Source organism: Amycolatopsis rubida, from assembly GCF_900115345.1.
Classification (GTDB): domain Bacteria; phylum Actinomycetota; class Actinomycetes; order Mycobacteriales; family Pseudonocardiaceae; genus Amycolatopsis; species Amycolatopsis rubida.
Genome location: NZ_FOWC01000013.1, coordinates 163,257 through 186,113, shown reverse-complemented (window position 1 = coordinate 186,113; position 22,857 = coordinate 163,257). Strand labels below are relative to the sequence as shown.

The window sequence follows — 22,857 nt, the reverse complement described above, 5'->3', positions numbered from 1 at the left end:
CAGGTCAGCCAAATCCATCGGCGCGACCGCCGGAAGGCCCTGCGGTGAACGGGACCTGAATGGCGCAGGATTATCCGCTCAGGGTGTCATGCGCGCGGCGAGGAACTCCTTCGCGACGGCCTCGTCTCCGGCGATCTCCGGCTGCGCGTCGGTGCGATTCCACAGCAGCACCAGCAAATCCTGCGCGGCCGCCGCGACGGTGGCCACCGCTTCGCCCTCGCCCAGCTCGGGCGGTTCGCCGGGCACGACGGTCCACGCGTGCCCGGTGTCGGTGGTGCGCAAGGTGATCGGCGCGGCCAGCGGAACCTCGTGCTTCCAGCGCGCGACGCGCGGCAGCATCGTGCCGAGCACCTCGTGGACGCCGTCGGCCGCGATCAGCGGATCAAGCCGCGCCGCTACGCCGCGTGCGCCGAACAAGTCGACCAAATGCACGGCAGTTTCGTGCGCCTGACGGCGGAACCAGAACGCTTTGGTCTTCTCCGCGGCACCGAAAACCCAGCACGAGTCGGCGGGATCGGCCGCGTCGAGCGCGTCCAGCAGCTCGGCGGCGCTCTCGGCGTACCAGGGCACGAGGTCGGCGCCCGGCGAGACGTCGAATTCCTGGTTGCTCAGCTCGCCGGTCCGGACGATCCCGGCGGCCCACCGGTGCACGTTGCCCAGATGCGTGACGAGGTCGCGCTTGGTCCAGTCGCCGCAGTACGGGACCGGGTTGCCGAGATCGCCTGCGGCTTCCGCGGCGAAGGCTTCGGTGAGCGAACGGAGGTGCGGCAGGTAGTCGCGCGGCGGCAGCGGCAGGGCGGTCACGGGTGGAGGCTAACCGATGCGCGGGGTCCCGGCACCGGAATTACCCGCCGACGCCAGGAGCTCAAGCTGCGTCGGCTCATCCCCGCCCGCGGGGGGACCGCAAACTCCCGCGTCCGGGCCGCGACAACAGCCGGCTCGGTGCCTTCGGGCTGGGCAAGACACCTCAAACACACCGCGGCACCGCCTTGAGTTCCTCGCACCGGAAACAAGCTGGCCCGGGAAGCACGAACGCCGGGCCGGGACCGAAGTCCCGGCCCGGCGTCCGCGAGGGTCAATGCCGGTTCAGCCGGATCACAGGTCGGGGAACCACAGCTTCAGCTCGCGCTCGGCCGACTCCGGCGAGTCCGAACCGTGCACCAGGTTGTACTGGGTCTCCAGCGCGAAGTCGCCGCGCAGGGTGCCCGGGGTGGCCTTCTCGACCGGGTCGGTGCCGCCGGCGAGCTGGCGGAACGCGGCGATCGCGCGCGGGCCCTCGACGGCCAGCGCGACGAGCGGGCCGGACGTGATGAACTCCAGCAGGTCGCCGAAGAACGGGCGCTCCTTGTGCTCCGCGTAGTGCTCCTCGGCGACGGAGCGCTCGACGGTGCGCAGTTCCAGCGCGGCCAGCTTCAGGCCCTTGCGCTCGATGCGCGAGACGACCTCGCCGACGAGGCCGCGCGCGACGCCATCGGGCTTGACGAGGACCAGCGTGCGTTCAGTCACGACGGTATTTCTCCTTGTGCGGATTCGTGTTATTCGGCGCTGAGCCTATCCGACGCGCCCGCCGGGCCGGTCAGCGCCGCTGCGGCTGCAGCGTCTTGGACCACAGCGAGGCCCCGGTCGCGTCGCGCAGGTCGACCGTCAGCGCGCCGCCGGCACCGTCCACATTCAATTCCCCGAAGTGCTGGAAACCTTGCACCGGCGAGGAATTCTGCGTCTGCGGGGCGTGCACGAACACCGCTTCCGGGCCGAAGGTCGGGTCGAGTTCGTTCGGGCCGAACGCGCCCGCGTTGAGCGGGCCGGAGACGAATTCCCAGAACGGGTCGAAGTCCTGGAACACGGCGCGCTCGGGCGAATAATGGTGCGCGGCGGTGTAGTGCACGTCAGCGGTCAGCCACACGACATTGCGCACGCGGTGCCGCGAAATCTGCCGCAGCACCCAGGCCAGTTCGGTCTCGCGGCCGCCGGGCGCGCCGGGCAGGCCGTTGGCGACCGCCTCGATGTCCTTGCCGTCCGGCACGACGAGGCCGATCGGCATGTCCGCCTGGACGATCTTCCAGGTCGCGGTGCTGCGCCGGAGCGCGTCGGCCAGCCAGCGGGCCTGCGCCTCGCCGAGGATGTGGCCGGGCTTGGTCTGGTCTGAGGTGTTGGCGTCGCGGTAAGTGCGCATGTCGAGGACGAACACCTCGACCCGGCTGCCGTGGCGGAAGCTCCGGTACACCCGGCCGTCGACGGCCTGGCGGCGGTCGATCGGATGCCATTCGTGGAACGCCTGGAACGCGCGCCGGGCGAGGACGCCGGCCCGCTTTTCGGTGTATTCGGGGCGGTCGTGCAGGATTTCGCCGGGGTACCAGTTATTGACTACTTCATGGTCATCCCACTGGACACAAGCCGGAACCTCCGCGGCGAACCGGCGGAAGTTGGCGTCGAGCCGGTTGTAGGCGTGCTGGCCGCGGTACTCGTCGAGGGTTTCGGCGACCTTCGACTTCTCCGGCGTCACGATGTTGTGCCAGGTGCCCCCGCCGCCGGGCAGCGTCACGGTTTCGGTGAGCGGGCCGTCGGCGTACACCGTGTCGCCGCTGTGCAGGAAGAGGTCCGGACGGCGGTCGGCCATCGCGGAGAAGATCGTCATGCCGCCGAGGCCTGGGTTGATGCCGTAGTTCTGGCCGACGACGTCGCCGCTCCACAGGATCCGGGTGTTCGCGCGGCCGACCGGCGCGGTGGCGAACCGGCCCGCGACCGGCTCGCTCGCGCCGCGGCCGTCGAGGTCCACGGCGGTGACGCGGTAGTGGTACTCGGTGCCCGGGGCCAGCCCGGCGACGCGCACCTTGCCGGTGCCGCCGGTGGCGGGGGTGACGAACGGGCCGGGCACCCGGCGGGCGTGCCGGAACGACGGGTCGCGCGCGACCTCGACCATCAGCCGCGCCGGGCGGTCGGCCCGCGACCACACGATGCCGGAACCGGTGGTCACGTCCCCGGACGCGACGCCGTGGGCGAGCACCGGACGGTCGCGGCGGACGAGCGGGGCCGCCGAGGCGGAGCCGGGCAGCAGCAGCCCGCCTGCCGCGGCGAGCGCGGGGACGGCGATCCCGGCTTTGAGCACGGAGCGCCGGGAAGGGGTCGTTTCGGTCATGGCGGCCGTTCTATCCGGCGACCACGGCCAAGCGGCCAACTCGGGCTGACCGCCGGGTGAACGGCTCACTCGTCAGGAGGAAGCTCACAGCCGGTCGTCACGCTCGGTGTGCTTCCCGGACCATCTCGTGCTCGCAGGGGCCTTCCTGGGCAGGACGCGTCACAAACCCGTGTCGTTCGTACAGCGCCATGGCGTGCTGGTTGCCGCCCGCGACGCGCAACGCCAGCTCGGCGGCCCCGCGCCCTTCGCTCCAGCGCACCACGGCCCGGACGAGCGCGTCCCCGACTCCCCTGCCGCGCGCCGGCGGAGCGACCCACATCGACAGCAGATCGGCTTTGTCGCCGCGTTCGGACAGGTTGGCGCTGACCATCCCGGCCGGAACGCCGTCGAGGTCGGCCAGGACGTTGAGCGACACGTCGCGCAGCCGCGCCCGCCAGCGCGGTTCGGTGTCGCCTTCGCCTTGCCAGTCCGCGAGTTTCGAGCTGAACGCCTCCGGGTCCTCGCTCAGCGCCGCCAGCCGGAGGTCGCGCCACTCCGCCCAGTTGTCCACGCTCAGCTCGCGCACCACGATCACACTTGCACCGTCGCCGTGGCGGCCCGGCCGTTACATCGGAACAGGGTGAAACCATGCGGATCGACCGGCTCGACCACCTCGTCCTCACCGTCGCCGACCTCGGTGCGACAGTCGATTTCTCCACCGCGTCCTCGGCATGACCGAGGTGACGTTCGGGGCGGGCCGCAAGGCGCTGGCGTCCGGCGCCAGCAAGATCAACCTGCACGAGGTCGAACCCAAGGCGGACCGGCCGACGCCGGGCAGCGCGGACCTGTGCCTGATCACGGCCGATTCGCTGGAGCGGGTGGTCGAAGACCTCGCCGTGCACGGGGTGCCGGTCGAGGAGGGCCCGGTCGACCGCACGAGCGCGACCGGGCCGATCCGCGGCGAGTACTTCCGCGACCCGGACCGGAACCTGGTCGAGGTCAGCGTCTACCGCTGAGCCGCGCCTCGCGGGAGCACCCGGGCTCGGTGCCGGGATCCGGAAAGCATTCGAGGAGCGGGGCGTCGAGTTCGTCCGGCGCCTCGGCCCCGGCTTCGAGCGATCCGTTCTTCAGCGCGTCGTCCGGGACCTGGCTGGACTCGCCCGGGGCTCAAGCCTGCGGCTGCTGCTGGCTCGGCAGCGTGCCCGCGGCCATCCGGCGCGCGACGTCGCGGCGCAGCCACAGGAACCACAGGAACGCGGCCAGGAAGATGATGCCGATGATCGCGATCGCGGGCTGGGTGACGCCGATCCCGATGATCGCCAGCTGCAGCAGCAGGATCACCGGCACCGCCCAGACGTGCTTCAGCATTCCGCACAGCACGATCAGCACCACGGCCAGCGCGATGACCGTCCAGCCGGTGAAGCTGGTGATGCCGCCGCCGAGTTTCGCGACGACGGGCAGCGCCAGCGCGACGGTGATCGCCTCCATGATCAGCGTGCCCGCCAGGACGCCGCGGAAGCCCTTCATCGGGTCCTTCGCGGGCCGCTTGACCGGGGTTTCCTCGCTCATGCCGGCTCCTTCCCGAACAGCGTGCGCGCGTCGCCCGCGGTGACCACCGAGCCGGTCACCAGCACGCCGCCGCCCGCGAGCGGTTCCTCCGGGTCGTCGTTCTGCTCCACGAGGCCGATCGCGGTCTCGATCGCGGTCTCCAGGTCGCCTTCGGCGAGCACGCGGTCCTCGCCGAAGATCGACGCGGCCAGTTCGGCCAGGTCCTCGACCGGCAGCGACCGCGGCGACGAACCGCGCGTGACCACGATGTCGGAGACCACCGGCTCCAGCGCGTCCAGGATGCCGCGCGCGTCCTTGTCGGCCAGCACGCCGACGACCGCGACGAGCCGGCGGAAGTTGAACTCGTCGGTGATCGTCGTGGCAAGCGCCCGCGCGCCCATCGGGTTGTGCGCGGCGTCGACCAGCACCGCCGGGGCGGCCCGCACGCGTTCGAGCCTGCCCGGGTTCTCGACCTCGGCGAACGCCTCGCGCACCGCCTCGACCACGAGCTGTTTGTCTTTGCCCGCCCCGAAAAACGCCTCGACCGCGGCCAGCGCGAGGGCCGCGTTCGCCGCCTGGTGCGCGCCGTGCAGCGGCAGGAAGATCTCGTCGTAGACGCCGCCGAGGCCCTGCAGCTTCAGCATTTGCCCGCCGACCGCGACCTCGCGTTCCAGCACGCCGAACTCGCTGCCCGCGCGCGCCACCGCGGCGTCGACCTCGACCGTCCGCTTCAGCAGGACGTTCAGTACCTCGGGGTCCTGCTCGCCGATCACCGCGACCGACCCCGGCTTGATGATCCCGGCCTTCTCCGCGGCCGCGTCGACCGCGGTCGGGCCGAGGTATTCGGTGTGGTCCAGCCCGATCGGCGTGATGACCGCGACCTGGGCATCGGCGACGTTCGTCGCGTCCCACGCACCGCCCATGCCCGCCTCGACCACCGCGGCCTCGACCGGCGCGTCGGAGAACGCCGCGAACGCCATCCCGGTGAGCACCTCGAACTTGCTCATCGGCACGCCGTCCTCGCTCGCGCCGTCCACCATCGCCACGTACGGCGCGATGTCCTGGTACAGCTCGGCGTAGCGGGCGGCGGAGATCGGACGGCCGTCGAGCGCGATCCGCTCGGTGACCAGTTGCAGGTGCGGGCTCGTGTAGCGGCCCGAGCGCAGGCCCATGCGGGTCAGCAGCGAATCGACCATCCGCGCGACCGAGCCCTTGCCGTTGGTGCCCGCGACGTGCACCACCGGGTAGCCCTGGCTGGGCTCGCCGAGCAGCGTCATCAGCGCCTGGATCCGGGTGAGCGACGGTTCGAGCTTCGTCTCCGGCCAGCGCTGGTTCAGCTCGGCCTCGGCGGCCATCAGGTCGCGGCGGGCCTCCGGGCCGTTCTCGTCGCCGAACTCGGCGGGCGCGCCCTCGTCGTCGAGTTCGTGCAGCTCAGTGCCCTCTTCGGCGTGCAGGTCCGGCACCGGGCCGAGCGCCAGGTTGTCGCCGAGCTGGCCGATGCCGCCGATCCCGCCGCGCGAACCGCCGCCGACGGTGTAGGCCGCGTCCGGCGCGTCGAGGTCCGGTTCCAGTTCGTCGCCGGGATCGTCGTCGTCGCTGTGCGCGAGCGCGCCCAGTTCGTCGACCCCCGCGAAACTGTCCGGATCGGCGAGATCCGGCCGCCGGGTCTCCTCGGGCTCCTCACCGCGCGGCACTCGTGCACTCCTTGAAGTCGCTGTCCCGGCGCGGTCGCGCGACCGGGAAGACCAGGCGAAAGGTTCGGCCCGGCACACCGTCGAGCGTACCCGGGGCCGCCGCGCGCCCAGCGGCCCCGGGGCCTCGGCGCGATCACGCCCGCAGCGATCCGTGGCAAGGTCGGGCACATGCCCTTCGACCACAACCATCACTATCACCCGGCCTTGCTCCGGCTCCTGCCGCCGGGCCCCGGCCGTGCCCTGGACGTCGGCTGCGGCGACGGCCGGTTCGCCCGCAAGCTGGCCGCCGCCGGGATGACCGTCGAAGGCATCGACACGTCGGCCGAAATGATCACCCGCGCGACGTCCGCCGGTTCGCCAGGACCAGGCACAGTGGAGTACCGCCGCGCAGACGTGACGACCGAGCAGCTGGAACCCGATGCCTACGCCTACATCTCCTGCTTGGCTTCCCTGCACCACGTCCCGTTCGACACCGTCACGAGACTGCGCGACGCGCTCGCCCCCGGCGGCGTCCTCGCGGTCCTCGGCTGTGCCCGCCCCAGCCGCCCCGGCGACTACGCCCGCGAACTCGTCGCCGTCCCCGCGAACGTCGCGGCCAGGCTGATCGTCTTCGCCGGAGACCGCCTCAACGGCGGCCCGGACCCGGTCGCCAAGGCCCCAGTGCACATGAAATTCCCGCCGCTGAACGACGTCCGCCGCGACGCCGCGCGCCTGCTTCCCGGCAGCACAGTCCGTCCGCTGGTGTTCTGGCGGCACCTGCTGATCTGGCGGAAACCCGTGGATCACCCCGCAGCCGGGTGAAAACCCGCCCCGACCACCCGATCGGCGGAGAGCGCTCGCGCCCCGCTTGCCGAAAGGTAAAGCGGGTCGACCGCTAGGGAGGACGGGTTTCGCATGCGCACCATCCGAATCGTGCTGGCCGCGATCGCGGCAATCGCACTGCTTCTGTCGGCGGCGGCGGCCGCGAGCGCCGCGCCCCGGCACTACCGCCACTACGTCGCCTTGGGCGACTCGTACACGTCGGGCCCGCTCATCCCGCTGCCCCGGCTGGATCCGTTCGGCTGCTTCCGCTCGACGTCCAACTACCCGTCGATGGTCGCGGACTCCCTGGACGTGGACCGCTTCACCGACGTCAGCTGCGGCGGCGCGGACACGTCGGACATGACCAGCGCGCAAAGCGTGCCGCTGGGCCAGAACGCCCCGCAGTTCTCCGCACTGCGCCCCGACACCGACCTGGTGACCGTCGGCATCGGCGGCAATGATTCGGGCCTGTTCGGCAAGCTGGTGGACACCTGCCCCACCTTGCGCGCCTCGGACCCGACCGGAAACCCGTGCCAGCAGCACTTCACCGTTGACGGCGTAGACACGATGAAGGCGCTGCTCTCCAAGACGCAAGCAGCTATCCAGCAGGTACTGGCCGGAATCCACGCCCGCTCGCCCCACGCCAAGGTGCTGGCCATCGGCTACCCGCGCATCGCCCCCGAAGAAGGCTACTGCCCCGACGTCCTGCCCTTCGCGAACGGCGACTACGCCTGGCTCTCCAGCGTTGAAGAAGCCCTGAACGCGGCAGTAAGCAACGCAGTCGAAGCAGACGGCCAGTCGTCCTATGTGGACACCTACACCCCGTCCCTTGGCCACGACGCCTGCAAGGGCCCCGGCGTCGCCTGGATCAACGGCAAAGACCTCAACCTGCTGGCCGCAGCCTCCTACCACCCGCTCTACGCAGGAATGGCAGGCGAAGCAAAAGTCATCCGCCAACAACTCCGCTAAAACGCCGTGAGGGGAACCCTCACGTCTCTAAAACCGCACCAGCGCACCCAACAGCCGAGGCACCCAGCCCCTCCCCCGCACCCCGATCCGAAGCCTCCCTGCGGTTCGGGGGTGCTTGTCAAGGCATCTTTCCCGCCTTGACAAGCACCCCCGAACCGTCAGCACACTCAAGCTTCGGGGTGCCCCCCAAGCGATGTCGCCCCAGGCGACGAGCCACACTCAGGAAGCAGGCAACGCCCCCAACCGAGCCTCGATCCGCCCAATATCGGCCACCGCAGTCTCCCGCCGCAGCTTGATCTTCTCGATCACCTGCTCCGGAGCCTTGGCGATAAACGCCTCATTCCCCAGCTTCCCCTCAGTCTGCGCCAATTCCTTCCGCGCGGCCCCGAGGTCCTTCTCCAACCGCTTCCGCTCAGCAGCGACGTCGATGGTCCCGGAGGTATCCAACTCCACCGTCACCACGCCGCCGGCCAGCGCGACCTCCACGGAAGCACTGGCCGAGAACCCGTCCTCCGGCTCGGTCAGCCGCACCAGCGACCGGATCGCGCCAGAATGCCCATCGGGGAACGCCTCCCCCGTCAACCGGGCCGCGACCTTCTGCCCCGGCTTCAACCCCTGATCGGCCCGGAACCGCCGGATCTCGGTAATCAGCTTCCGCACGTCGGCGACCCGGGCGTCGGCAACCGGATCCGCATACCCCTCGACCGCCGTGGGCCAAGCAGCGATCACCAGCGACTCGCCACCCGTCAACGCCGTCCACAGCTTCTCCGTCACGAACGGAACGAACGGGTGCAGCAACCGGAGGACAGTGTCCAGCACCTGCCCGAGCACCTTCCGGGTAGCCTCGACCCGCGCGGAATCCCCTTGGTACAACTGAACCTTGGCCAGCTCCAGGTACCAGTCGCACAACTCGTTCCAGGTGAACTGGTACAGCGCATTGGCGACCTTGGCGAACTGGAAGTCCTCGAACAACCCGTCCACTTCGGACACCAGCGCCGCGAGCCGCCCGAGAATCCACCGGTCCGGCTCGGTCAGCTCGGAAGCGGGCGGCAGCGCACCCTCGGCGGTCGCCCCGTTCATCATCGCGAACTTGCTGGCATTCCACAGCTTCGTGCAGAAATTCCGCGATCCGGCGGCCCATTCGTCGGCAAGCGCCATATCCGCACCCGGGTTGGCCCCGCGAGCGAGCGTGAACCGGGTGGCATCCGCCCCGTAAGCGTCCATCCACTCCAGCGGATCGAGGACATTCCCGCGCGACTTGGACATCTTCTTGCCGTGCGCGTCGCGAATCAGCCCGTGCAGGTAAACATGGTCGAAGGGCTGCCGCCCGTCCATCTCCTGCACGCCGAACATCATCATCCGGACAACCCAGAAGAAGAGGATGTCGTATCCGGTGGACAGCACACTGGTCGGATAGAACTTCGCCAGATCCGCGGTCTCCCCGGGCCACCCCATGGTCGACATCGGCCACAGCCCCGACGAGAACCACGTGTCGAGCACGTCCGGATCCTGCGTCCAGCCCTCGCCGGAGGGCGGCTGCTCGTCCGGACCCACGCACACGACCTCGCCGTCGGGCCCGTACCAGACCGGGATCCGGTGCCCCCACCACAGCTGGCGGGAAATCGTCCAGTCGTGCATGTTGTCGACCCAGTCGAAGTACCGCTTCTCCAGCTCGGCCGGGTGGATCTTCGTCCGCCCGTCGCGCACCGCGTCGCCCGCGGCCTGGGCCAGCTCGGCGACCTTGACCCACCACTGCAGCGACAGCCGCGGCTCGACGACCGTGTCGCAGCGGGAGCAGTGCCCGACCGCGTGCACGTACGGCCGCTTCTCCGCGACGATCCGGCCCTGCTCGCGCAGCGCGGCGACCACCGCGGGACGTGCCTCGAAGCGGTCGAGACCCTCGAACGGACCGGGCACGGTGACCTCGGCGCGCTCGTTCATCACGGTCAGCATCGGCAGGTCGTGACGGCGGCCGATCTCGAAGTCGTTCGGGTCGTGCGCCGGGGTCACCTTCACCGCGCCGGTGCCGAACTCCGGGTCGACGTGCCGGTCGGCGACCACCGGGATCTTCCGGCCGGTCAGCGGCAGCTCGATCTCGGTGCCGACCAGGTGCGTGTAGCGCTCGTCGTCCGGGTGGACGGCGACCGCGGTGTCGCCGAGCATCGTCTCCGCGCGGGTGGTGGCCACGACGATCGAGGCGTCGCCGTCGCCGTAGCGGATCGACACGAGTTCGCCGTCGTCGTCGCTGTGGTCGACCTCGATGTCCGACAGCGCCGTCTGGCAGCGCGGGCACCAGTTGATGATCCGCTCGGCGCGGTAGATGAGGCCGGCCTCGTAGAAGTTCTTGAACACCGTCTGGACGGCCTTGGACAGGTTCTCGTCCATGGTGAAGCGCTCGCGCGACCAGTCGACGCCGTCGCCGAGCCGCTTCATCTGGCCGAGGATCTTGCCGCCGTACTCGGCCTTCCACTCCCAGACTCGCTCGACGAACTTCTCGCGGCCCAGGTCGTGGCGCGACCGGCCCTCGCCGGCCAGCTGGCGCTCGACGACGTTCTGCGTCGCGATGCCCGCGTGGTCCATGCCCGGCAGCCAGAGCACCTCGTAGCCCTGCATCCGGCGGCGGCGGCTCATCGCGTCCATCAGGGTGTGGTTGAGCGCGTGGCCCATGTGCAGGCTGCCGGTGACGTTCGGCGGCGGCAGTACGATCGAGAACGGCGGCTTCTCCGACGAAGCGTCGGCCGTGAAGTACCCGGCCGCTACCCAGCGGTCGTACATCGGGGCTTCCTCGGCGGCCGGGTCCCAGGCACCCGGAAGGTCGGTTTTCTGCTGCGGAGCGTTCTCGGTCACAATGGACAAGTCTACGAACCCGCCGCGGCGGGGTTACGCAGGGGGAAAGGCGGTGCGCCGATGACTCGGCCGGAGGATCCGGACGACCGGATGGAAACCCATCCGGACCTCATGGACCCGGAGTGGCGCAAGCACGCCCAGCGGGACGCGTGGCTCGGCGCCAAGAAGGACATGAAGAAGCGGCGCAAACGCGAACGCCGCAGCGCCCCGTCACCGGTGTACGGCCGCGGCGGCGCGGCGCCGAGCCGCTGGCCCGGGATCGCGGCGATCGCCGGCCTGGTCCTGCTGATCGCCGCGGCGATCGTGGTGCACCAGGTTCAGCCGATCGGGGTGAACGACGAGAACATCGGGTACATCGTCGGGCTCGGCTCCCCGGCCGGGACCAGCGGCCAGCCGCTCTAGCCACACGTCCGCGAAGGGCTCCGTGCCGGAATCTGATTCCCGCACGGAGCCCTTCACGTCTTTCCGGCCACTGATGCACAGGTTGAACTCAACAGGCTAGACTGTGCTTATGTCCGATGACCCGCTCGTCCCCCCGCGCGTCGCCGAGTCCGCAGGCTGGATCCGCGGCGTCGTCGGCCAGCTGCACCGCAGGCTGCGCCAGGTCGACAACGCCGAGATCCTCACGCCGACGCAGACCGCCGTGCTCAACCGGCTGCATCGCGAAGGGCCCGGGACTCAGGCCGAACTGGCCGCCGCGGAGCACGTGCGGCAGCAGTCGATGGCCGCGACGCTCGGCGTGCTCGACTCGCTCGGCTACCTGAACCGCACGCGCGACCCGGCCGACGGCAGGCGCGTGGTGATTTCGCTCTCCGATCTCGGCGCGAAGACCGTCATCGGGATCCGGCAGCACCGCGACGAATGGCTCGCCGCCGCGCTGACCGGCGAGCTGACCGAAGACGAACTCGAAACGGTCCGGCGCGCGCTGCCCTTGCTGCAGCGGATCGCCCAGCGCTGACCCTGTCCAACCCGAGGAGCACTGACGAACACCGCGACCGCCCCCGCGAAATCCCGGTTCGGCGCGCGCCTGGTGACCCCGCTGGTCGCGAGCGCCGTGCTGAACCCGATCAACTCCACGCTCATCGCCGTCGCGCTCGTCCCGATCGGGCAGGCCTTCGGCGCCGGACCGGGCCGCACGGCCTGGCTGATTTCCTCGTTGTACCTGGCCACCGCGATCGGGCAGCCGGTCGTCGGACTGCTCGTCGACCGCTACGGCGCGCGGCGCGTGCTGCTCGGCGGCGCGTCCGTCGTGATGGTGGCCGGGGTCGCCGGGATGATCCCGATCTCCGTCGAATGGCTCACCGGCGTCCGAGCGGTGCTCGGCATCGGCACCTGCGCCGGGTTCCCGGCCGCGATGGCGGTCCTGCGGCGGCGCGCTGACGAGATCGGCGAGGGCGTTCCGGCTCGGGTGCTGTCCGTGCTGGCGATGTCCTCGCAGACAGTCATGGTCATCGGCCCGACGCTCGGCGGCGTGCTCATCGCGCTCTTCGGCTGGCCGGCGATCTTCGCGGTGAACCTGCCGCTGGCCGGGATTTCCCTCGTGCTGACTCTCCTGTGGGTGCCCAAGGACACCCCGGCCGAGAAGCCGGCGGAGCGGATCGACGTCGCCGGGATCGCGCTGTTTTCCGCCGCGCTGCTGGTGTTGCTGTGCTACCTGATGGAGCCCGGCATCGGCGATCTGTGGCTGCTGGCCGCGGCGATCGTGCTCGGCGGGCTGTTCGCGAGGGTCGAACTGCGTGCCCGGAAGCCGTTCATCGACCTGCGGATGCTCGCCGCGAACGGCCCGGTGCTGCGCACGTATTCGCGGCAGGCACTGAGTTTTCTGGCGATCTACACGATCATGTTCGGCTACGTGCAGTGGCTTGAGGAGGCGCGCGGGTTCGCCGAATCCGCCGCGGGGCTCCTGCTCCTGCCGATGTCCGGGATAGCGGTGGGCGCGGCCGCGCTGTCCGGACGGCCCACCGGCGTCCGGCTGCGGCTGCTGCTGGTCGGCGCCGCGCTCCTGGCCGGATCCGTCGCGCTGCTGTTCGTGAACGACGGCACCGCGCTGATCTGGCTGCTCGTGCTCGCCGCGTTGTTCGGTCTGGCCCAGGGGCTCACCAGCGTCGCCAACCAGACGACGCTCTACCGCGAAACCCCGGCCGAGACGATGGGCACCGCGAGCGGGCTCTTCCGGACCGCGCAATACCTCGGCGCGATAGTCGCGGCCACGGTCATCGCCCAGTGCTATGGCGGGCACGCCGACTCCGGCGGACTGCACCGGCTGGCCGTCGTGCTGATCGTGACCAGCGGCTTGCTGCTGATCGTGACCGCCGCGGACCGCGCGCTGGTGCGCGCCGAACGCCGCGAACGGGACCGGCGGGAGGCGGTGTGACGACCCCCGTCTTGGGTTCCGCGCCGCAAAGGCGGACGATGTGCCCATGACTCGCGAAGCTCCGACTGGTGACGTGGACGAAGCCCGCCTCGAAGTGGGCAAGCCCAAAGGCTGGGCGGCCGGAATCCCGGGAGTCGCGGTTTCGCTCGCGCGCGGGGTGGAGCAGATGGGCCCGGTCCGCACCGCACGCACGCTGCGGCTGCTGAACCAGCGGGACGGCTTCGACTGCCCGGGCTGCGCGTGGCCCGAGCCGCGGCAGGTCGACGGCGAGAAGCGCAAGATGGCGGAGTTCTGCGAGAACGGCGCGAAGGCGGTCGCCGAGGAGGCGACGAAACGCCGTGTCGGCCGGGAGTTCTTCGCCGCGCATCCGGTCTCCGAGCTGAACGAGCGCACCGACTACTGGCTGGGCCAGCAGGGCCGGCTGACTGAGCCGATGGTGTTGCGCGAAGGCGCTTCGCACTACGAGCCGATCTCCTGGGACGACGCATTCGGCCTGATCGCTGACGAACTGCGCGGCCTGGCGAGCCCGGACGAGGCGATCTTCTACACCTCCGGCCGCACCAGCAACGAGGCCGCGTTCGTGTACCAGCTGCTGGTGCGCGCGTACGGCACGAACAATCTGCCGGACTGCTCGAACATGTGCCACGAATCGTCGGGCGCGGCGCTGTCGGCGACCACCGGCATCGGCAAGGGTTCGGTGTCGCTGGCCGACATCCACCAGGCCGACCTGATCGTGGTCGTCGGGCAGAATCCGGGCACGAACCACCCGCGGATGCTGTCCGCGCTGGAGCAGGCGAAGGGCCACGGCGCCAAGGTCGTCGCGGTCAACCCGTTGCCCGAGGCCGGGCTGATGCGGTTCAAGAACCCGCAGAACGTGCGCGGCGTGGTCGGCAAGGGCACGCCGCTGGCCGACGAGTTCGCGCAGATCCGGCTCGGCGGCGACCTCGCGCTGTTCCAGGCGATCGGGCATCTGCTGCTGGAGTGGGAGGACGCCGCGCCGGGGTCCGTTGTGGACCGCGAGTTCGTGGAGAAGTCCACGTACGGCTTCGAGGACTGGGCCAAGCAGCTGCGCGAGATCGACTGGCCGGAAACGGAGAAGGCGACCGGCCTGGAGCGCGAGCAGATCGAGCACCTCGCGCGGATGATCGCGACGTCCGAGCGCACGATCTACTGCTGGGCGATGGGACTGACCCAGCACAAGCACGCGGTGCCGACGATCGCCGAGGTCGTGAACCTGGCGCTGGTGCGCGGGATGATCGGCAAGCCGGGCGCGGGCCTGTGCCCGGTGCGCGGCCACTCGAACGTGCAAGGCGACCGCACCATGGGCGTGTGGGAGAAGATGCCCGAGCCGTTCATGGACGCCCTCGACCGCGAGTTCGGCATCACCGTGCCGCGCAACCACGGCTGGGACACCGTCGACTCGATCCGCGCGATGCTGGACGGACGCGGCAAGGTGTTCTTCGCGATGGGCGGCAATTTCGCCTCCGCCACCCCGGATTCGGACCGGACCGCGGACGCGCTGCGGGCGTGCTCGCTGACCGTGCACGTGTCGACGAAGCTCAACCGTTCGCACGTCGTGCCCGGCCGCACCGCGCTGATCCTGCCGACGCTCGGCCGCACCGAACGCGACGAGCAGGAATCCGGCCGCCAGTTCGTGACGGTCGAGGACTCGATGTCGCAGGTGCACGCTTCGCGCGGCCGGCTGGCTCCCGCGAGCGACGAGTTGCTGTCCGAGGTCGCCATCGTGTGCCGGCTGGCGGAGCGGCTGCTCGGTGCTGACCACTCGGTGCCGTGGCGGTCGTTCGAGAAGAACTACGACCTGATCCGCGACCGCATCGCCGCAGTGGTGCCGGGCTGCCACGACTACAACCGGCGCGTCCGCGAACCGGACGGTTTCGTGCTGCCGCACGCCCCGCGCGACTCGCGGGAGTTCACCGGCACGGCGACCGGCAAGGGCACGTTCACCGTGTCTGAGCTGGAATATCCCGAGGTGCCCGAGGGCCGGTTGCTGCTGCAGACGCTGCGCAGCCACGACCAGTACAACACGACGATTTACGGGCTGTCCGACCGCTATCGCGGGATCGAGGACGGGCGCCGGGTGGTCTTCGTGCACCCGGACGACCTGGCCGCGCTGGGGGTCGCGGACGGGGAGATCGTGGATCTGGTCTCGGAATGGCGGGACGGGGATCGGCGGGCGGCCAGCTTCCGCGCGGTGGCGTATCCGACGGCGCGGGGGTGTGCGGCGGCGTACTTCCCGGAGGCGAATGCGTTGGTGCCGCTGGATTCCGTGGCGGAGAAGTCCAATACGCCGGTGTCGAAGGCCGTGGTGGTTCGGCTGGAGCGGCACCACCACTCGTGAGTGGCGATCCCGGTTCTGCCCGGGATCGCCACTCACGAGGCGTCAGTCGATGCAGTTGTCACCGTCTGACGTGACGGGCGGCGGCTGGTCGGCCTTCACCGGCCCGCCGGCCGCGGACCCGCCGTCCGACACCCCCGGTCCTGAGTAGACCTTCCCGAGCACCACCTGGATGTGCCCGGCCGGAACGTCTGCCGATTCCTTGGTGGACAGTCCGCCCAGTTCCTTCGCCACCTCCGCGCCCTCGGCGGCGAGCGCGGCCGGGTAGCGCACGATCGACGTCCGCTGCGCCGGGGCGTTGCCCGCGGCGGTGGCGGCGAACCCCTTGCCCTTCAACACATCCGCGACCCGTGCCGCCAGGCCTGCGGATTCCCCGGCGTTGGAGATCTCCACCGCCGCCTTGGGCTCGCCCGGCCGCGCGGCGGGCGATGCGGCTCCGGCCAACCCGGCCGCAAACGCTTTCACCTGCGCCGGATCCACCTGTACCGCGGTCGCCGCGGGATGGGACTTGTCATAGCGGTAGTCCGGGTTCAGCACCGGGACCGTCGTGAACTGGATGCCGCCGCCGGACACCCCGCGCATTTTGTTGACGAAGTCCAGGATGTCCCAGGACTGGTCCAGCACCACCGTGTTCTTCACCGCGTCGATGAGGCCGTTCAGCTTGCCCGGGTCGGCGAGCGTCCCGGCCGAAAGCACCTCGTGCGCCATCGAGGCGAGAAAGACCTGCTGCCGCCGCATCCGGCCGAAGTCGGTGCCGGGCAGGTTGTCGCGCTGCCGCACGAAAGCCAGGGCGGCACCGCCGGAAAGCCGCTGCTTGCCCGCCGGGAAGTCCGCGCCCGAGTTCTCGTCCTTGGTGGCGCGCTTCAAGCACACCTCGACCCCGCCGACGGCCTTGCTGATCTCGGAGAAGCTCAGCAGGTTGACCTCGGCGTAGTGGTCGATGGTGACGCCGGTGAGGTCCTCGACCGCCTGTCGCGTCGCCTTGCGCGCCGCGGTCATCGACTCCTGCTCGATCTTGTCCTTGTCGGTCTCCCCGGCCGCGCGCAGTTTCGAAGCCTCGGCCGCCTTGCCCCGGCCGAACGCGGCGTTGATCTTGCCCTTTCCGCCGGGCATGGAGACATACGAGTCGCGCGGGATGGAGAAGGCCTTGACCTCCTGCTGCCCGTCCGGGATCCGCAGCACGATCAACGTGTCGGTCAGGTCGTCGCCGTTCGCGCCCGCGCGCAGTTCGTCCAGGACGCTCTGCGGCAGCATCTGCCCGTCCGGTCCCTTGCGCGAGTCCCGGCCGACCATCAGGATGTCCAGCGCCCCGTCGGCGTGCTTTTGGCCTTCGTCCACCGATCCGCCGCCGATGACGTCGCTGCGCGTGATGTCGTCGAGCGCGCTCAGGGTCGAGAACCCGTAAGCCGTGCCGGCGAACACCACCGTCGACAGCGCTCCGGCGATGACTTTTCCTGCGATCCGCACGCCTCTCTGGACGCCCGGCGGGCGCGATGTGCTGCATTCGTGACGCAGCTCACAGCTCAGCGCAGGTGCGAGGCTCCGTTCAGATCCAGGATCGAACCGGACGCCCATGGCGTCTCCGACGAGGCCAGGAACACCACCGCTTCGGCGATCTCCTCCGGTTCGGCGACCCGCCCGAACGGGCTCTGCTCGCGCACCTGGTCGGTGACCCGGTCGGCGACACGCTCGGTCGCGGTGAAGCCCGGGGCCACCGAGGTGACCGAAATGCCGTGCGGGGCCAGCTGGACCGCCAGCGACTGGCCGAACGAATGCAGCGCGGCCTTGCTCGCCCCGTAGGGCAGGAATTCGGGCTCGCCGCGGAACGCTCCGCGCGATCCGATGTTCACAATCCGGCCGGGCACGCCGCGGGCGATGAGGTGACGCGCGACGTGGAAGGACACGTTCGCCGCGCCGAGGAGGTTGACCTCCAGCGTGCGCCGCCACGCGTCCTGCCAGTCCGCGTAGGACGTTTCGGCGATCGGCGTGCGGGTGGCCGGAGTCGTGCCGACCGCGGCGTTGTTGACCAGCACGTCGACCCCGCCGAGCTGTTCCTCGGCCACGTCGGCGATCCACTGCGCGGCGTCGGGGTTGCCGAGGTCGCCGGACACGAGCACGTGCCCGGAGCCGGGCAGCGCCTCCAGCGTTTCGCGCGCGGCCTCCCGGTTGGATCCACAGTGGACAGCGATCCGGTCGCCCCTGGTGGCGAAGGCGACGGCGATGGCGCGGCCGATCCCGCGCGAGGCTCCGGTGACGAGGACGTTCATTTCGCGAACAACTGCGTCTCGTCGCGGAAAGCCTTGAACTCCAGCGCGTTCCCGGCCGGGTCGTGCAGGAACATCGTCCACTGCTCCCCCGGCTCGCCGGCGAACCGCCGGTACGGCTCGATCACGAACTCGGCGCCCGCCGCGCGCAACCGTCCGGCCAGCTCGTGGAAGGTGCCGACGTCCAGCACCAGCCCGAAGTGCGGCACCGGCACGTCGTGCCCGTCGACCGGATTGCGGCCCGCTTCCGCGCGGGCGCCCGGGACCACGTGCGTGACGACCTGGTGGCCGTGGAAGTTCCAGTCGACCCACGCGTCCGCCGAGCGTCCCTCCGCCAGCCCGAGCACGCCGCCGTAGAACTCGCGGGCCTTCGGCAGGTCGTCGACCGGTATGGCCAGGTGGAAGGCGGGACGGACGGCCATGAGGCACTCCTTCGGCGCGGAAATCGGCATCTTCACGTTGACTGGCTGATGTCTGAATGTCAACATTAGGACGTGGAAGTCACCCCCCTGAGGAAGGCGGCGCGCCGCGGGCTCGCCGACGAGGCCGCCGACCGGGTGCGCGAAGCGATCTTCGCCGGGCATTTCCGGCCTGGCGCGCCTTTGCGCGAGGTCGAACTGGCCGCGTCGCTGGAGATCAGCCGCGGTTCAGTCCGCGAAGGCATCTCCCAGCTCGCCAGGGAAGGCCTGGTCCGGTGCGGCTGGCATCGCCCGACCACGGTGGTCGACGTGACCGCCGAGGACGTCGACGAGGTCTACTCGGTCCGGGCCGCGCTCGACCGGCTGGCCGCGGTCACCGCGCGCGCCAACGCGACCGCGGCGGATCTCGACGCACTGGACGCGCTGGTCGCCGACCTGGCGAAGACAGTCCGGATCAACGCCCCCGGACCACAGTTGCTGGCGCTGGACATCGCGTTCCACGACCGCGTGTACGCCGCCGCGGGCAACGGCCGCTTGACCGAGGCGTGGCACGCGGTGCGGTCGCAGGTGTTTCTGTTTCAGCTGCAACGGGTTTCGCTCGGACATGAGCATTACCGGGCCCGGGTGGTCGACGAGCATCGCGAACTGGCGGAACTGTTGCGCAGCGGTGGCCGGGAGCGGCTCGCCCGGCTCGCCGAGCACCACGTCGAGTCCGCGAGGGAAAGTCTGCTCGGCCGCATCCGAACCGGGTAGTTCCCCGCATCCGCCCGCCGCGCCGGACTGGCGAGCTCGTCAGGCGGACACCGAGCCGAGTACCCGGCGGGCTGCACGGCACCAGCGCTTTCCGGGTCTCCGCCCTCGTGCCGTGCGTGATCGCGGCCGTGCTGGCGGCAGGCTCGCAGGTGCTGAGCCTGCCGGTCGCAGCCGGAGCCGGCGCGCTGATCGCCTCGCTGGGCCGAGCAGCGCGCCGCCTGTGGATCACCGTTTCCGCGCTGGCCGTGGTGGTCCCGATCGGCTTCATCGCGGCGACTACGCGACTGGGGCAACCGCTTTCGCCCGCGCGAGCGCCTCCTCGATCTTCTTGTTGCTGGTCATGCTCATCGTCACCAAAGTCATCGACACGAGCACCCCCGCCGCGGCCACGTAGGGCACTCGCACCCCGGCCGTCGCGGCGAGCCAGCCGCCCAGTACGGCGCCTGCCGGTGCGGCCGAGGCCGCGACCAGGCGCGACGCCGCGGCGACCCGGCCCATCAACCGCGCCGGGACCACGACCTGGCGCAGCGATCCGCCGAGCACCATGGTCGTCGCCATGGCGCAGCCGCACAGCGCGAACATCGCCCCGGCGAGCCACGGGTCCCGGGCCAGGCCGAATGCCAGTACCGCGCCGCCCTCGACCACCGCGGTGACGGTGAGGGCCGTGCCGGTGCCCAGCCGTTTCTCCAACGGCCCGGCGAGCACCATCGCGCCGGCCAGTCCGCCGGCGGCTTCCGCGGCGAGCAGGAAACCGTACCCGGCCGAGTGCAGTCCCAGCGCGTCCTTCGCGAACACCACCAGAACAGCCCCGAACGCGCCGAACGCCAGGTTCCCGACCGCGGGTCGCAAAGCGAGGCCGAGCAGCAGCCGATCCTTGACTACGTAGGCGAAACCCTCCTTCGCGTCCGCCCACACCGAACGGCCCGGCTCGCGTTTCGGCACCGGTGCCGGCGGCAGCGTCCGGATCAGCACCGCGCTGGCCGCATAGGTCAGCGCGTTCACCGCGAACGGCAGCGTTCTCCCTACGGCGAAGAGGAAACTCCCGACCGGCGGTCCGGTGAACTGCCCGGCCGCGGTGGACGCCCCGCGCAAGTAGCCGTTGGCGCGGCGGAGCAAGGTCTGGTCCCGAGCGAGCAGATCCGGCAGGTACGCCTGCGCGGCGGTGTCGAAGAACAGCGTGCCGGTGCCGAGCAGGAACGCCACTGCGAGCAGGACGGGAATGCTGAGCCAGCCGAACGCGCCCGCGGCCACCGTCAGCGCCAGCAACACCGCCCGCGCCAGGTCCGCGATCCACATCGTGCGCCGCCGGTCCCAGCGGTCGACCAGCGCGCCGGCGAACAGCCCGGCCACCGGATACGGCGCGAGCACCGCCACTGTCACCAGGCTGACCACCAGCGGATCGCTGTCCAGCAGCACCGCCAGCAGGGGCAACGCCGCGGAATACGCGCCGTCGCCGAGGGAACTGACCGTCGCGGCCGTCCACAAGCGACTGAACGCGGGAGGCATCTTCGTCTTGGTCATCGGGCCGCTCCCGGCCCCGGGCGGAAGAACGCGACCGCGACGGTGGCGGCGGCCTCGTCGGCGTCGCGCGCGTCCCGCAGCTCGTCGAGCAGTCCGGCCAGCCGCCGCTCGAACTCCTCGAACTGCGACTCGCTGATCCGCGTGTGCTGCATCCGGACGAACCGGTGCGAGCCCTCGGGCGCGGTCGCGAGGTCGTCGAGCGCGTGCTGCAGCAGCACGTCCCGCTGCCCCGCGGCCGGTTCGGGCAACTGGATGGCCCGCCCGACATGCGCGTAGTAGCGCTCCAGCACGCCGCGCACCTTCCGGGTGCGCACGACGTGCACGATCCCGGCCCGCTCCAGCACCCGCATGTGGTAGCTGGAGCTGCCTTTCGCGATCCCCAGCCGCTCGGCGACCTGCGTGATCGTCGCGGGCCCGTCGCGCAGCACCGCGAGCACGCGGTGCCGCACGACGTTGCTCACGGCGCGCAGCTGGTCGGTCGTCTCGACCTCGACAGTGTCCTGCGGCGGGCGATAGCCCGCTTGATCGTCCCCAGTCACAGGGACAATGGTCAACGACTCTTGACCATTTGTCCAGTGGGTATTTTTCCGGCCGTGCTCAGCCGCCGAACAGCCCGACCACCTTCTGGATCAGCTCGACCACGCCGTAGGCGAACGGGGCGAGCACCCACAGCCAGGCGATCACCAGCAGCAGGGTCCGGCCGCCGGAACGGCCCTCGGCACTCGTCATCACGCCTCGCTCCCCACCGCGGCCGCACCGGCCGGTTCGTGGAATTTCTCCTTCACCGGGCGCACGCATTCGTTCGCGACGAACCCGACCACCAGCAGGCCGATCATGATCCAGAAGGACAGCTGGTAGAGGTCCGGCCCGGTCTTGCCCGCCGCCTTCTGGCTGTCCGCGATCCCGTCCACGATGAGCGGCCCGAGCACGCCCGCCGCCGACCACGCGGTCAGCAGCCTGCCGTGGATCGCGCCGACCTGGTAGGTGCCGAACAGGTCCTTGAGGTAGGCCGGAAGCGTGGCGAATCCGCCGCCGTAGAAGGACAGGATCAGCATCGCGCACAGCACGAACACGAGCTTCGAGGAGTTGGTGGTCACCGCGATCACCAGGTACAGCAGCGCGCCGACGCCGAGGTAGAACCGGTAGATGTTCTTGCGCCCCACCAGATCCGAGGCGGACGACCAGACGAACCGGCCCAGCATGTTGGTCAGCGAGAGCAGCGCGACGAACCCGGCGGCGGACGCGGCGCCGACCGGCGCGGAGGTGCCCTTGAAGAAGTCGGTGATCATCGGCGCGGCCTTCTCCAGGATGCCGATGCCCGCGGTCACGTTGAGGCACAAGACGATCCAGAGACACCAGAACTGCGGCGTCTTCAGCGCGTTCGCCGCCGAGACGTTCGCCGTGGAGATCATCGGCTTCACCGCGGCCTGCTTCACCGCGCCCGCCGGACGCCAGTCGTCGGCCGGGACGCGGACGATCAGCACGCCCATGGTCATGAACACCGCGTACACGATCCCGTGGATCAGGAACGCGGTCGCGATGTCGCCGGTGGCGGGCGAGGAGCCGAGCATCGCCGACGACCACGGCGACGCGATCAGCGCGCCGCCGCCGAAGCCCATGATCGCGATCCCGGTGGCCATGCCCGGCCGGTCCGGGAACCATTTGATCAGCGTCGACACCGGCGAGATGTAGCCGATGCCGAGGCCGATCCCGCCGACCCCGCCGTAGCCGGCCACCACGAGCCAGAACTGCCCGGTCGCGACGCCGAGCGCGGCGAGCAGGAACCCGGCGGAAAAACAGACTGTGGCGACGGCCATGGCCCAGCGCGGACCGTTCTTCTCCACGAGGGTGCCGCCGAACGCGGCGGACAGGCCCAGCATCACGATGCCGAGCTGGAACGGCAGCCCGGACTGCGTGCCGGACAGCCCCAGGGTCTTCTCCAGCGGCGTCTTGAAGACGCTCCACGCGTAGGCTTGGCCGATCGACAGGTGGATGGACAGCGCGGCGGGCGGCACGAGCCAGCGGGTCCAGCCAGGCGGTGCGACGATGCGGGAACGGGCAAGGAAGCCGGGGACAGCCATCGGCGGTCTCCTCCCAACAGTGACGAGGTGCTGGGAATGGTTTACCAGATCCTCGGCGTTGCGCCGGATGACTGTCGAATGTCTTGTCGATGACACCAAAAGACAGCGCCAAAGA

General features: G+C 70.4%; 22 protein-coding genes. 8 read left to right on the top strand and 14 right to left on the bottom strand.

Annotated elements, in window-relative coordinates:
• Positions 1-78 precede the first annotated feature (78 nt).
• The 4 genes from BM362_RS35960 to BM362_RS35945 all read right to left on the bottom strand — a co-directional run bounded on the left by BM362_RS35960 (position 79) and on the right by BM362_RS35945 (position 3,710).
• Positions 79-804 (bottom strand): maleylpyruvate isomerase family mycothiol-dependent enzyme, encoded by a 726-nt coding sequence (locus tag BM362_RS35960; protein ID WP_093576176.1) that lies wholly within the window; start codon positions 802-804, stop codon positions 79-81.
• Positions 805-1,095: 291 nt separating this feature from the next.
• Positions 1,096-1,506, bottom strand: a complete 411-nt coding sequence (gene ndk, locus BM362_RS35955) for a nucleoside-diphosphate kinase (RefSeq protein WP_020660996.1) — start codon at positions 1,504-1,506, stop codon at positions 1,096-1,098.
• 70 nt (positions 1,507-1,576) lie between these two features.
• Positions 1,577-3,136, bottom strand: a complete 1,560-nt coding sequence (locus tag BM362_RS35950) for an alkaline phosphatase D family protein (protein WP_093576175.1) — start codon at positions 3,134-3,136, stop codon at positions 1,577-1,579.
• A 97-nt stretch (positions 3,137-3,233) separates the two neighbouring features.
• Positions 3,234-3,710, bottom strand: coding sequence for a GNAT family N-acetyltransferase (locus BM362_RS35945; protein ID WP_093576174.1), 477 nt, complete (start codon positions 3,708-3,710; stop codon positions 3,234-3,236).
• Between the two features lie 136 nt (positions 3,711-3,846).
• Between BM362_RS35945 and BM362_RS35940 the strand changes: the two genes are divergently transcribed.
• Positions 3,847-4,131: a VOC family protein gene (locus BM362_RS35940; RefSeq protein WP_244287395.1), complete on the top strand. Its 285-nt coding sequence runs from the start codon at positions 3,847-3,849 to the stop codon at positions 4,129-4,131.
• A 151-nt stretch (positions 4,132-4,282) separates the two neighbouring features.
• On the opposite strand, the gene BM362_RS35935 is transcribed toward BM362_RS35940, so the two are convergent.
• Together BM362_RS35935 and folC are read right to left on the bottom strand one after the other, a co-directional pair.
• Complete coding sequence (locus BM362_RS35935) at positions 4,283-4,684, bottom strand: DUF4233 domain-containing protein (protein ID WP_067586163.1); 402 nt, start codon at positions 4,682-4,684, stop codon at positions 4,283-4,285.
• Positions 4,681-6,357 (bottom strand): bifunctional tetrahydrofolate synthase/dihydrofolate synthase, encoded by a 1,677-nt coding sequence (gene folC / locus BM362_RS35930; protein ID WP_093576173.1) that lies wholly within the window; start codon positions 6,355-6,357, stop codon positions 4,681-4,683. The genes BM362_RS35935 and folC overlap by 4 nt, the downstream gene beginning before the upstream one ends.
• Before the next feature lie 168 nt (positions 6,358-6,525).
• On the opposite strand from folC, the gene BM362_RS35925 reads away from it, so the two are divergent.
• Both BM362_RS35925 and BM362_RS35920 read left to right on the top strand, forming a co-directional pair.
• Positions 6,526-7,158 carry a class I SAM-dependent methyltransferase gene (locus BM362_RS35925; protein ID WP_093576172.1) on the top strand — a complete coding sequence of 211 codons (633 nt, stop codon included), beginning with the start codon at positions 6,526-6,528 and terminating at the stop codon, positions 7,156-7,158.
• A 93-nt stretch (positions 7,159-7,251) separates the two neighbouring features.
• A complete protein-coding gene (locus BM362_RS35920; protein ID WP_093576171.1) occupies positions 7,252-8,127 on the top strand; it encodes an SGNH/GDSL hydrolase family protein in 876 nt (291 codons plus the stop codon).
• A gap of 219 nt (positions 8,128-8,346) precedes the next feature.
• On the opposite strand, the gene BM362_RS35915 is transcribed toward BM362_RS35920, so the two are convergent.
• Entirely contained in the window at positions 8,347-10,974 is a 2,628-nt protein-coding gene (locus BM362_RS35915; protein ID WP_093576170.1) for a valine--tRNA ligase, read from the bottom strand.
• A gap of 60 nt (positions 10,975-11,034) precedes the next feature.
• On the opposite strand from BM362_RS35915, the gene BM362_RS35910 reads away from it, so the two are divergent.
• From BM362_RS35910 to BM362_RS35895, 4 genes are all read left to right on the top strand, one after another.
• Positions 11,035-11,376: a hypothetical protein gene (locus tag BM362_RS35910; protein WP_067595298.1), complete on the top strand. Its 342-nt coding sequence runs from the start codon at positions 11,035-11,037 to the stop codon at positions 11,374-11,376.
• A gap of 109 nt (positions 11,377-11,485) precedes the next feature.
• Complete coding sequence (locus BM362_RS35905; RefSeq protein WP_067595295.1) at positions 11,486-11,932, top strand: MarR family winged helix-turn-helix transcriptional regulator; 447 nt, start codon at positions 11,486-11,488, stop codon at positions 11,930-11,932.
• Between the two features lie 72 nt (positions 11,933-12,004).
• Positions 12,005-13,348 (top strand): MFS transporter, encoded by a 1,344-nt coding sequence (locus tag BM362_RS35900; protein WP_067595293.1) that lies wholly within the window; start codon positions 12,005-12,007, stop codon positions 13,346-13,348.
• Positions 13,349-13,394: 46 nt separating this feature from the next.
• Positions 13,395-15,707, top strand: a complete 2,313-nt coding sequence (locus BM362_RS35895; protein ID WP_093576169.1) for an FdhF/YdeP family oxidoreductase — start codon at positions 13,395-13,397, stop codon at positions 15,705-15,707.
• 42 nt (positions 15,708-15,749) lie between these two features.
• On the opposite strand, the gene BM362_RS35890 is transcribed toward BM362_RS35895, so the two are convergent.
• Genes BM362_RS35890 through BM362_RS35880 form a run of 3 tightly spaced genes read right to left on the bottom strand, consistent with a single transcriptional unit; the run spans position 15,750 to position 18,390 of the window.
• Positions 15,750-17,171, bottom strand: a complete 1,422-nt coding sequence (locus tag BM362_RS35890; RefSeq protein WP_067595290.1) for an LCP family protein — start codon at positions 17,169-17,171, stop codon at positions 15,750-15,752.
• Between the two features lie 56 nt (positions 17,172-17,227).
• Positions 17,228-17,971: an SDR family NAD(P)-dependent oxidoreductase gene (locus BM362_RS35885; RefSeq protein ID WP_067595287.1), complete on the bottom strand. Its 744-nt coding sequence runs from the start codon at positions 17,969-17,971 to the stop codon at positions 17,228-17,230.
• Positions 17,968-18,390 carry a VOC family protein gene (locus BM362_RS35880; RefSeq protein WP_067595284.1) on the bottom strand — a complete coding sequence of 141 codons (423 nt, stop codon included), beginning with the start codon at positions 18,388-18,390 and terminating at the stop codon, positions 17,968-17,970. The genes BM362_RS35885 and BM362_RS35880 overlap by 4 nt, the downstream gene beginning before the upstream one ends.
• Positions 18,391-18,462: 72 nt before the next feature.
• On the opposite strand from BM362_RS35880, the gene BM362_RS35875 reads away from it, so the two are divergent.
• Positions 18,463-19,140 carry a GntR family transcriptional regulator gene (locus BM362_RS35875; protein ID WP_093576168.1) on the top strand — a complete coding sequence of 226 codons (678 nt, stop codon included), beginning with the start codon at positions 18,463-18,465 and terminating at the stop codon, positions 19,138-19,140.
• Positions 19,141-19,416: 276 nt separating this feature from the next.
• On the opposite strand, the gene BM362_RS35865 is transcribed toward BM362_RS35875, so the two are convergent.
• The 4 genes from BM362_RS35865 to BM362_RS35855 are packed head-to-tail and all read right to left on the bottom strand — an operon-like array spanning position 19,417 to position 22,742.
• On the bottom strand, positions 19,417-20,661 hold the full coding sequence (locus BM362_RS35865; protein ID WP_093576167.1) for an MFS transporter: 1,245 nt from the start codon (positions 20,659-20,661) through the stop codon (positions 19,417-19,419).
• The gene (locus tag BM362_RS35860; RefSeq protein ID WP_208865433.1) at positions 20,658-21,200 is read right to left on the bottom strand and encodes an ArsR/SmtB family transcription factor; all 543 of its coding nucleotides are present in this window, start codon (positions 21,198-21,200) and stop codon (positions 20,658-20,660) included. Before BM362_RS35860 ends, BM362_RS35865 begins: the two co-directional genes overlap by 4 nt.
• 58 nt (positions 21,201-21,258) lie before the next feature.
• Entirely contained in the window at positions 21,259-21,390 is a 132-nt protein-coding gene (locus BM362_RS50115) for an MFS transporter small subunit (protein ID WP_255366233.1), read from the bottom strand.
• On the bottom strand, positions 21,390-22,742 hold the full coding sequence (locus BM362_RS35855; protein WP_067595273.1) for an OFA family MFS transporter: 1,353 nt from the start codon (positions 22,740-22,742) through the stop codon (positions 21,390-21,392). Before BM362_RS35855 ends, BM362_RS50115 begins: the two co-directional genes overlap by 1 nt.
• Positions 22,743-22,857 lie beyond the last annotated feature (115 nt).

What these genes read in the sequence shown, in the direction of transcription:
- BM362_RS35950 (WP_093576175.1), bottom strand. Translation starts at nt 3,136, where the DNA reads ATGACCGAAACGACCCCTTCCCGGCGCTCCGTGCTCAAAGCCGGGATC.
- BM362_RS35940 (WP_244287395.1), top strand. Translation starts at nt 3,847, where the DNA reads ATGACCGAGGTGACGTTCGGGGCGGGCCGCAAGGCGCTGGCGTCCGGC.
- BM362_RS35935 (WP_067586163.1), bottom strand. Translation starts at nt 4,684, where the DNA reads ATGAGCGAGGAAACCCCGGTCAAGCGGCCCGCGAAGGACCCGATGAAG.
- BM362_RS35925 (WP_093576172.1), top strand. Translation starts at nt 6,526, where the DNA reads ATGCCCTTCGACCACAACCATCACTATCACCCGGCCTTGCTCCGGCTC.
- BM362_RS35920 (WP_093576171.1), top strand. Translation starts at nt 7,252, where the DNA reads ATGCGCACCATCCGAATCGTGCTGGCCGCGATCGCGGCAATCGCACTG.
- BM362_RS35910 (WP_067595298.1), top strand. Translation starts at nt 11,035, where the DNA reads ATGACTCGGCCGGAGGATCCGGACGACCGGATGGAAACCCATCCGGAC.
- BM362_RS35905 (WP_067595295.1), top strand. Translation starts at nt 11,486, where the DNA reads ATGTCCGATGACCCGCTCGTCCCCCCGCGCGTCGCCGAGTCCGCAGGC.
- BM362_RS35895 (WP_093576169.1), top strand. Translation starts at nt 13,395, where the DNA reads ATGACTCGCGAAGCTCCGACTGGTGACGTGGACGAAGCCCGCCTCGAA.
- BM362_RS35885 (WP_067595287.1), bottom strand. Translation starts at nt 17,971, where the DNA reads ATGAACGTCCTCGTCACCGGAGCCTCGCGCGGGATCGGCCGCGCCATC.
- BM362_RS35880 (WP_067595284.1), bottom strand. Translation starts at nt 18,390, where the DNA reads ATGGCCGTCCGTCCCGCCTTCCACCTGGCCATACCGGTCGACGACCTG.
- BM362_RS35865 (WP_093576167.1), bottom strand. Translation starts at nt 20,661, where the DNA reads ATGACCAAGACGAAGATGCCTCCCGCGTTCAGTCGCTTGTGGACGGCC.
- BM362_RS50115 (WP_255366233.1), bottom strand. Translation starts at nt 21,390, where the DNA reads ATGACGAGTGCCGAGGGCCGTTCCGGCGGCCGGACCCTGCTGCTGGTG.
- BM362_RS35855 (WP_067595273.1), bottom strand. Translation starts at nt 22,742, where the DNA reads ATGGCTGTCCCCGGCTTCCTTGCCCGTTCCCGCATCGTCGCACCGCCT.